The sequence below is a fragment of the Mycobacterium sp. NGS40 genome, from assembly GCF_059812735.1.
Genome location: NZ_JCALDG010000085.1, coordinates 1 through 1,463, shown reverse-complemented (window position 1 = coordinate 1,463; position 1,463 = coordinate 1). Strand labels below are relative to the sequence as shown.

Here is a 1,463-nt window from a genome sequence, read left to right as displayed (position 1 = left end):
GAGCAATGATCAGAACCTGTGGATCCCGGGCGGGCGTGCCTTCCCGGAAGATGATCTGCAAGGAATCCGAATTCTGATCAAGACCAGCGTTGGCGCGCTGGCGGGAAGGCACGCCCGTGCTCACGGTAGTAGACAACAACGACGACTCCAACGAGACCCGCAATGCGGCCGGTGCGGGCCGGTCGTTGCTCGACCAGATCGTCCGCGACGGTGCCCGGCAGATGCTGGCCGCGGCGTTGCAGGCCGAGGTCGCCGACTATGTAGCCCGGTATGCCGGTGAGGTCGACGAACACGGCCACCGACTGGTGGTCCGCAACGGATACCACGCCGAACGTGAGGTCGTGACCTCGGCGGGTGCGGTGGCGGTGAAGGCGCCCCGCGTGAACGACAAGCGGATCGACCCCGATACCGGCGAGCGCAAGCGGTTCTCCTCGGCGATCCTGCCCGCCTGGGCTCGCAAGTCCGAGCAGGTATCGGAGGTGCTGCCGCTGCTGTACCTGCACGGCCTGTCAACCAGTGACTTCGGGCCGGCGCTCGAACAGTTCCTCGGCACCGGCGCCGGACTGTCCGCATCCTCGATCACCCGGCTCACGGCCCAGTGGCAGGACGAGGCGAAGGCCTTCGGCACCAGGGACCTCTCGCAGGTCGACTACGTGTACCTGTGGGTCGACGGCATCCACCTGAAAGTCCGGCTCGAGCAGGAAAAGCTCTGCCTGTTGGTGATGCTCGGGGTGCGGGCGGACGGCCGCAAGGAACTCGTCGCCCTGGCCGACGGCTACCGAGAGTCCACCGAGTCCTGGGCGGACCTGCTGCGGGATTGCCGCCGCCGCGGGATGCGCGCGCCGGCGCTCGCGGTCGGGGACGGAGCTTTGGGATTCTGGCGGGCACTGCGGGAGGTGTTCCCCGCCACCCGCGAACAACGCTGCTGGTTCCACAAACAAGCCAACGTTCTTGCTGCACTCCCGAAATCGGCGCATCCGGGTGCGTTGGCGGCGATGAAGGAGATCATCGGGGCCGAGGACATCGACAAGGCGCAGTTGGCGATCGCAGCGTTCGAACGTGACTACAGCGCGAAGTACCCGAAAGCGGTGAAGAAAATCGTCGATGACGCCGACGTGCTGCTCGAGTACTTCCGGTATCCCGCCGAGCACTGGGTGCATCTACGCACCACGAACCCGATCGAATCGACCTTCGCGACGGTTCGGCTTCGGACCAGGGTGACCAAGGGCCCGGGATCACGGGCGGCGGGCATGGCGATGGCCTACAAGCTGATCGAAGCAGCGCAGTCGCGGTGGCGGGCGGTCAACGCACCACACCTGGTGGCGTTGGTGCGGGCCGGCGCAGTGTTCCACCAGGGCAAGCTCCTCGAACGTCCGGTCGACATCACCCCGGAACCATCGCCCGACACCCCAGTGTCCGAGGTCGCCTGACGACCCTCGATCCACAGGATTTGACTATTTCTC

General features: G+C 66.1%; 1 protein-coding gene. It reads left to right on the top strand.

Going from position 1 to position 1,463, the window contains the following annotated elements:
- Window positions 1-116: 116 nt before the first annotated feature.
- Window positions 117-1,430: an IS256 family transposase gene (locus AC5Y5O_RS31985; protein WP_019344575.1), complete on the top strand. Its 1,314-nt coding sequence runs from the start codon at window positions 117-119 to the stop codon at window positions 1,428-1,430.
- Window positions 1,431-1,463 lie beyond the last annotated feature (33 nt).